7 protein-coding genes and 1 pseudogene are annotated in these 7,971 nt (G+C 63.7%); 7 read left to right on the top strand and 1 reads right to left on the bottom strand.

Annotation, left to right across the window (positions count from 1 at the left end; genetic code table 11):
* Positions 1–471 precede the first annotated feature (471 nt).
* From CDO46_RS09205 to CDO46_RS27955, 7 genes and pseudogenes are all read left to right on the top strand, one after another.
* A complete protein-coding gene (locus tag CDO46_RS09205) occupies positions 472–768 on the top strand; it encodes a hypothetical protein (RefSeq protein ID WP_087838252.1) in 297 nt (98 codons plus the stop codon).
* Between the two features lie 97 nt (positions 769–865).
* Positions 866–1,207, top strand: coding sequence for a transposase (locus CDO46_RS09200; RefSeq protein WP_140416844.1), 342 nt, complete (start codon positions 866–868; stop codon positions 1,205–1,207).
* Positions 1,195–1,539, top strand: a complete 345-nt coding sequence (gene tnpB / locus CDO46_RS09195; RefSeq protein WP_140416843.1) for an IS66 family insertion sequence element accessory protein TnpB — start codon at positions 1,195–1,197, stop codon at positions 1,537–1,539. Before CDO46_RS09200 ends, tnpB (CDO46_RS09195) begins: the two co-directional genes overlap by 13 nt.
* 61 nt (positions 1,540–1,600) lie before the next feature.
* The gene (locus CDO46_RS09190; RefSeq protein WP_087838253.1) at positions 1,601–3,220 is read left to right on the top strand and encodes an IS66 family transposase; all 1,620 of its coding nucleotides are present in this window, start codon (positions 1,601–1,603) and stop codon (positions 3,218–3,220) included.
* Positions 3,221–3,262: 42 nt separating this feature from the next.
* Complete coding sequence (gene tnpB / locus CDO46_RS09185; RefSeq protein WP_087838250.1) at positions 3,263–3,577, top strand: IS66 family insertion sequence element accessory protein TnpB; 315 nt, start codon at positions 3,263–3,265, stop codon at positions 3,575–3,577.
* Positions 3,578–3,721: 144 nt separating this feature from the next.
* A pseudogene (locus tag CDO46_RS09180) lies at positions 3,722–5,197 on the top strand (IS66 family transposase).
* 62 nt (positions 5,198–5,259) lie between these two features.
* Entirely contained in the window at positions 5,260–5,706 is a 447-nt protein-coding gene (locus tag CDO46_RS27955) for a hypothetical protein (RefSeq protein WP_140416841.1), read from the top strand.
* Between the two features lie 52 nt (positions 5,707–5,758).
* Here CDO46_RS27955 and CDO46_RS09175 read toward each other — a convergent pair whose 3' ends face one another.
* Positions 5,759–7,591, bottom strand: a complete 1,833-nt coding sequence (locus CDO46_RS09175; RefSeq protein ID WP_087838249.1) for a DUF4209 domain-containing protein — start codon at positions 7,589–7,591, stop codon at positions 5,759–5,761.
* Between the last annotated feature and the right edge of the window lie 380 nt (positions 7,592–7,971).

Here is a 7,971-nt window from a genome sequence, read left to right as displayed (position 1 = left end):
CTGTTCCGCCAGCCTCACCGCCTCGCGCTTGAACTCGTCCGTGAAATGTCTTCTGTTTCGTGCCATCGCTTCGCTCTCCAGGCATGATCATGCCATCTGATCTGTCCGGAGTAACGGGGCAAGCCCACATAGCCTGTCCAAGCACTTGGCCAAGCCCGCGTGGAGAGGGCATCCCATGCTTATTTCGGCGGCCAAGCCTGACGGCAAGATCCTCGTAAGTGATGGGGCACAACACGCCATCTTGTTACTCCAGCACGTGTGCTATTAACAGCGGAATACATGCATGCGCATATGCTTCGTTACTAAGGTTCCCCGGTGTGTCCTGTTCGTCGCCATCTAAACCGCTGTCATTTTGCGGTTCGCCGACGTTGGGTGCTCCAGGGCTTTGTTGCATAGTAAGCGTGCAGCCCACCCACCTGTAATGTAGCGCCGGCTACGGGCAGACTCGAGGTTTTCTATTTCGAGGATCCCATGACCCGTCAACGCATTCCCGCATCGACCTGGCATGAGCGCGTAGCGCACTGGCGCAATACCGGTCTGTCGGCCGACGCCTATGCCCGCGAGCACGACATCGACCTGGAGAGGCTGAAGTATTGGGCCCGGCGCGTCGAGCGCGCCGCCGGCGGCGCGCAACTGCTGCCGGTACGCATCAGCACCATGGTAGCGTCGGCTCCCCTGGAACTGCGCAGCCCATCTGGCTGGAGCATGCGGATGGACGCTGGCGTCGATGCCGCATGGCTGGCCAGGCTGCTGCAGGAGCTGCGGTGAAGCTGCTGCCCGGATCGGTCTGGCGTAAGCGCCCGGCGAACCCATCTTCCCTCTAGTTTTGTCCCCGGCTAGTGTCCACCTCCTTTAGGTGGACACCATGACCAGGACAGAATTAAGCGTGGTTCGCCCACGGCGAACGTATACGAAGGCGTTCAAGGCGCAGGTGGTAGCCGAGTGCGGCGAACCGCAGAGCTCGATAGCCAGTGTGGCGCTGGCGCATGGGCTGAACGCGAACCTGGTGCATAAATGGCTCAGAATTGCCGAGGCGCGAGCAGATTCCGAGCCGGCCTTTGTGCCGTTGGTGCCGGCAGGCCGCACGCCAGGGACCGGGCAGCCGATCGAACTGGAGATCAGGCGAGCTAGCGTGCAAGTCTCGGTACGTTGGCCGGCCAGCGATGCGATCACTTGCGCGGCCTGGCTGAGCGAGTGGTTGAAGTGATCCGCGTCGATGCGATCTGGCTGGCAACGCAGCCGCTGGATATGCGCGCCGGTGCCGACACGGCCCTGGCCCGTGTGGTGGCGGTGTTCGGCGCAGCCCGCCCGCATCATGCCTATTGCTTTACGAACAAGCGTGCCAATCGCATGAAGGTGCTGGTGCATGACGGCATCGGGGTATGGCTGGCGGCGCGTCGTTTGAACCGCGGCAAGTTCACGTGGGCGAGCGAGATCCACGGCCCGCAGGTCAGCCTCGATGCCGAGCAGTGGCACGCCCTGGTGCTGGGCTTGCGCTGGCAACACGTGGGTCAGGCGGGCACGATCTCGGTGCTGTAGCCCAGCGCAATCGGGCAATGTGCCAATGGTGTTGGCCTTGGAGCTGGGCGATACTTGCACCATGAACCCGGCAGCCCCATCCCTGGACGATCTGGACGCGCAACAACTGCGCGCGCTGGCGGCCGAGTTGATGGGCACGCTGGCACGCAAGGATGAAGCGATCGCGCGCCACGAAGCCGAACAGATACGCAAAGATGACGCCATTGCGCGCCACGAAGCCGAGCAGGCCCGCCAACTGCAAGTTCTGCATCACAAGCAGACCCACATCGACCAACTGACGCAGGAGCTGGCGCTGTACAAGCGCTGGCGCTACGGGCGGCGCAGCGAGCAGCTCGATGCTGCCCAGGGCAGCCTGCTGGAAGAGACGATGGATGCCGACATGGCGGCCATCGAGGAAGAACTCGATGCCATCCGCGAGGAGGTGGCCGGGCGCCCCATCGAGCGCCAGCAGCCGCGCCGCATGCGTCTGCCGTCGTCCCTGCCGCGCACCGAGATCCACCACGAGCCTGAGTCCACGACCTGCCAGTGCGGCTGCGCCTTGCAGCGCATCGGCGAGGATACGAGCGAACGGTTGGACTACACGCCTGGCGTCTTTACCGTCGAGCACCACATCCGAGGCAAGTGGGTGTGCCGGCACTGCGAGACGCTGATCCAGGCACCGATCCCGGCGCAGATCATCGACAAGGGCATCCCCACCGCAGGCCTGCTGGCCCAGGTGCTGGTGGCCAAGTACGCCGACCACCTGCCGCTGTATCGCCAGGAAGGGATCTTTAGCCGCGCGGGCCTGACGCTGCCGCGCTCGACGCTGGGCGAGTGGGTGGGCATCTGCGGGCTGCGCTTGCAGCCGCTGGTAGATGCGCTCAAGGCCGAGGTGCTCACTAAAGGGGTGCTGCATGCTGACGAGACCCCGGTGCAGATGCTCAAGCCCGGCGCCGGCAAGACGCATCGCGCCTACCTGTGGGCGTATGCGCCGACGGCCTACGACAGCCTGCGGGCGGTCATCTACGACTTTACGCCCAGCCGGGCGGGCGAGCACTGCCGCACGTTCCTTGAGGACTGGCGAGGCAAACTGGTGACCGATGACTACTCGGGCTACAAGGCAGGCTTCGCTGCGGGCATCACGGAGCTGGGCTGCATGGCGCATGCCCGGCGTAAGTTCCACGAGCTGCACGCCAACCACCAGAGCCAGATCGCCGGCGAGGCACTGGAGCTGTTCGGAGCACTGTACGGCGTGGAGCGCGAGGCGCAAGACCTCGACCCCGACCGCAGACGGGCGCTACGCCAGGAACGGGCCCGTCCTATCGCTGACACGCTACACCGTTGGTTGATGGCGCAGCGCCTGCGCGTGCCCGATGGCTCGGGCACGGCCCGCGCCATCGACTACAGCCTCAAACGCTGGGAGGCGCTCACGCGCTACCTCGATGACGGCCATGCGCCGATCGACAACAACTGGGTCGAGAACCAGATCCGGCCGTGGGCTATCGGGCGTTCGAACTGGTTGTTCGCCGGCTCGCTGCGCGGCGGCCAGCGCGCGGCCGCCATCATGAGCCTGATCCAGTCGGCACGGCTCAACGGGCACGATCCGTATGGTTACCTCAAGGACGTGCTCACGCGGTTGCCGACGCAGAAGAACCATCTGATCGGTGAGCTGTTGCCTCAGCGCTGGCAGCCTGCTGCGTGAGCTCCGGCGTCAACACGGGTTCGCCGGGCGCTTACGGTCTGGCTGGCGCTCGATCCGGTTGATATGCGCACCGGCGTCGATGGCTTGTCCCTGCACGTGCAGCAGGCGCTGGGCCGCGCGCCCTGCGACGGCACCGCCTACGTGTTCAGCAACCGGCGCCGCACGCGCCTGAAGGTGGTGAGCTGGGACGGTACCGGCGTGTGGATGTGCCTGCGCCGCCTTCACCGCGGCCAGTTCGTCTGGCCGCAGCCGGGAGAGCGCTGCTGGCAATTGAGCGCCGAGCAGTGGCAATGGTTGGTGATGGGCGTGGACTGGCAGCGCCTGTCGGCCCCGGCGCCGGCGCAGTGGCGGCTATAGGGGCGAGGTCAACTGTTTTGCTTGTAAACGTCGGCCCGGCTCGCTACACTCTTGGCCACGAACCTGCTCGACGCACTTGCCCGCACCGACATCGCCCCCGCCGTGCTGGCGCAGGTGCGGGCGCTGTTCGAGCAGCAGCAGTCGATGCTGGTGCAACAGCAGGCGACGCTGGGGCAGCAGCAAGCGCAGCTGGCCGAGAAGGATTTCAAGATCACGGCCCTGACGCACGAACTGGCCTACCTCAAGCGCATCCGCTACGGCAAGGCCAGTGAAGTGCTCAGCGGCGAACAGCGTTCGTTGTTCGAGGAAGCGGTCGAGATGGACCTGGCCGCCATCGAGGGCGAGCTGGAACACCAGGCCAGCGTCAAACCTGCGCGCAAGCGCGCCGGCCGCCAGGCATTGCCGCCCGAGCTGCCACGCATCGAGCACCGGCACGAGCCCGAGTCGTGCGCCTGCGGCCAGTGCGGCGCGAACCTGGTCAAGATCGGCGAGGACGTCAGCGAGCAGCTCGACGTGGAGCCGGCGCGCTTCTTCGTGCACCGCCACATCCGGCCGCAGTATGCCTGCCGCGCCTGCGAGAGCGTGACAGCGGCACCAGTGCCGCCGGCCGTGATCGATGGCGGCCTGGCCGCACCCGGCCTGCTGGCCTGGGTGGCTGCCAGCAAATACCTCGATCACCTGCCGCTGTACCGGATCGAGCAAATCGCCGCGCGCCAGGGCGTGCCGCTGGCGCGCTCGACGCTGGCGCAGTGGATCGGCCGCATCGGCGTGGCCCTGCAGCCGCTGGTCGAGCGCCTGGGTGAACTGCTGCGCCAGCGCACATGCCTGCATGCCGACGAAACGCCAGTGCGCCAGCTCGATCCCGGCAGCGGCAAGACCCGGCAGGCTTACCTGTGGGCCTACCGCTCCGGCACCTGGGAGGATGGGCCGCCCATCGTCGTGTTCGACTACCAGCCCAGCCGGGCCGGCGCCCATGCGCGCGCCTTTTTGCAGGACTGGCGTGGCCATTTGATGGTCGACGATTACGCCGGCTACAAGGCCCTGTTTGCGCAGGGCCCGATCGAACTGGCTTGCCTGGCTCATATCCGGCGCAAGTTCTTCGACCTGCACGCCGCCAGCGGCAGCCCTGTGGCCGAGGAAGCCCTGCGCCGCATCGCGCAGCTGTATGCCATCGAGCAGGATGCCGCCGGCTTGAGCCCTGCTGGACGCCTGGCCGTGCGCTCGGCGCGCGCCGTGCCGGCGCTGGACGAACTGCACGCCTAGCTGCTGGCCACGCAGCGTACCGTCGCCCTCGGCAGCGGTACGGGCAAGGCCATTGGGCACGCCCTCAAGCGCTGGCAGGCCCTGGTGCGCTACGCCGGCTCCGGCATCCTCCCGATCGACAACAACCCGGTCGAGAACGCGATCCGCCCGATTGCCATCGGCAAGAAGAACTGGCTGTTTGCCGGCTCGGAACGCGCCGGCCGCCGCGCCGCAGCCATACAAAGCCTGTTTGCCACCGCCAAACTCAATGGGCTGGATCCGGCCCGCTGGCTTGCCAAAACGCTCGAACAACTTCCAACCTGCCCGAACAGCCAGATCGATTCGCTGCTGCCATTTGCGGACTCTACGCCGGCTTGACGCTGCCGTGAAGGTGGGGCCGCTGGCCGCTTACAGATGATCGGCGCGCACTACGCCAGCTCATGGATAAAATTTCCGGTACCGCGAATCGTGAGTCGATGTTGTTAGGATCCCTTTCGGGTGGCGCGATCCTTTCAACCATCCAGTCGTCTGCAATGGATGAGTTCAAAGATGCCGTGCTGGATACTGCTAAGGACGCAGCAAAACGACAGCTCACCAAGGCCCGCGCAGGCTTCGTACTGATGTCCCTAGACGGCTTGGACTATGATCAGTTGCAATCGATCGGGGAGGATGACAAAACGGGTCCGCCCTCCAAATTGCACGAAGTCGCCCAAGATTTTTTAAGCTCGAGCAGTCGGTCTCATGTTGCTGGAATTGGCTTCGCCAGCCGTAGTAGCGTGCGTTCGTCACATCGTGGAGTCATCGATACAGGCGGTTCAGCGTACTATTTCTATAACCGTGAAAGCCCGTTTTGGCACCCCGACTTTGAGAAGCTCTTTTCGGCATGACGGCCAGCCTGCAGCACGATCAGGCAAGTCGACGTGCTTACGCCTACCATGGTCAAGCATCCTTAGCACTGTCTGGATTGTTCTCCTCCTCGGCCTGCTGCATCATACGGAAGCCCTCGACGACGAGCGCGAGGATAAGCCACCACGCGTAGATCCCATATCCGCTGTTGCACAGGTTCGAGCCGGCGAGGCCGTGCGCTACCTTGTTGCGTAAGTTCGGCCCAAGTGGCTTGCACATTAGTGCGCGAACCGTGAATGTCAGGTGCTCTCCAAATCGCTCTTTCATCTGCGGCAGTTCGACTAGCGCCGACAACCCGAGTTCCATTTCGATATCGTCTTGGCGGGAGGTAGTCTGCGCACCCGCTTCTTTGAGAACCACGCGCACCATGTGCTCGAATTGGGGCATGAGGATGTGAATCGCTTGGACGAAGTCACAACAGTAACCAGCGTACAGCCCTTTAGCGACGAGGTCCGTGCGGTCGCCCGGCACCAGAGTCGACAACTGCGCGATAGCATAGAAGTCCCGCGGGGACAGGTGACACTGTTGCCGGATCACATCCAGGGCGGGGTCGATCAGGGCCCGGGCTGCAATATCGGCCCTGCGTACACTCGCCTTGATCATTTCGGCCACCAGGCGCCGCTCGCGGCTGTCAGCGTCGTCGACGCCGTCTACGACCGCAATCACGCGGCCGTTTTCATCGACGCTTGTATTGGAGAACAGTGCGGCAATGCCGCTCAAGGGGATCTCGGCCTCGCGGCGCAGGGCTTCCAGGCTCGGCCATGGAGCGATCCTGCAAAAGGCGAACAACGCCTTGTCGGGCGCCAGCCCCTGCACCTTTCCCACCGCCTCGGCTACCAGGTCGCTAATGTCGAAGCTGTGGCTGACTGTTTTCATACGCGCCAGCATGTCCTGGCCCGCAGCTGGCAGCTTCGCCCTAAGCTGAGCGATCGCATCGGCCGCGCCGAATTTGCCCCTGTACTGGGCAGATACACGGCGGTAGGCGTCGATCGCCTTTGTGTAGCAGTGGTGGGTCGTAATGCCGGAGCCGTCTTTGTCCGCTTGGGCGACCCAGCTCTCGGCTACCAGAATTTGCGCAGCTGCGCGTCGTTCGTCATCTTGTGCGCGGCTGAACCACACTACGGCACCTTCGGCAAAAAGCAAGGAACTGAATGGATCGCTGCCGTCCAGCTGGCGGCGACCCTCCCGTTCGAGCGCTTCAGCGATCTGGCTCGACTGGTCCCGGAGCAGCCCCTCGCTCTGCAGCGGCCGTAAATAGCGCAGCGCAGCTATCTGGTCACCGGTCTCGAGTGCGTTCCAGAACGCACCCAGCAGCTCGCCGGCGTCCTCGGCGGCCTGTATGCCACCGCCTTTACCAGTGGTGTGCGCCAGCTGAATGGCCCGTTGACGGCATTTTAAGGCCTCGAAGTCCCATTCCGGATCACTGATAGGCGGCTGTCGGTATCCCTCGATAGCCATGTGAGCGAATGCAATGCCGCGGCGTCGTTCTTTGAGCCATACCAGATCTGCCAAGCGGGCACGCAGCAGCGGATGTTGCACTGTCGGCGCGAGGTCCGCCATGAGTCCGACCTCGGCCGCCGTGAAGTCTTCAGGCAGCGTAGTGCGGCCAGTCGGACTCGACATCATAGGTTTGAACGAGGCGGCACGGTCGTCCGGCTCGAGCATCATGGAAGATATCTTAGCCAGGAAGGTGAGTGCCGCGGCTTTTGGAGCATCCTCGGCTGCGGCCTGCGCCGCGGCAAACAGCCTTGACCACAATTCGTGGTACGCAGTGGCAGGGGGATTGTGATTCAGCAGTTCGTCGGCACCGCAGCGCAGCAGGTCGTCGAGGGTCGAAGCCGGCGGCGCGGCTGAGGTATCGGGCATGAAGAAAAGACCGGTTCAGAATGGCTGAAATATCCAATTATCGACCTATTTCGCGGCCAAACCAAGCAAAAATGCAACGATGATAATACGAGTTATCATCGAAGATCGGACACCCGGAACAGCTCGGCTTTTCTTCTTAAGCTGCTAAAACATATATGTGTTAGCCATTTAGGCGCGCTCGTGGCAGCGCGCCCGATTATGCTGGCCGGGTCTATTCAGCCTAGCTAAGGTTCCTGGTTGCAAGTAAAGGCAACGTAAGCGCTCCATAACCCCCATGGGTTTACGCGCCGACGGTCTCCATGGCTAAATCCTGTGGATGCAGATTCCATGGCAACAGCGCTTCGTAATCCTCGACGGTCTTGGCCGTGGGCAGTTCCCGG

Source organism: Pigmentiphaga sp. NML030171 (assembly GCF_002188635.1).
Classification (GTDB): Bacteria; Pseudomonadota; Gammaproteobacteria; order Burkholderiales; family Burkholderiaceae_B; genus Pigmentiphaga; species Pigmentiphaga daeguensis.
Note: the sequence above shows the minus strand (reverse complement) of the source record. Positions and strands in the feature narration are given on the sequence as shown.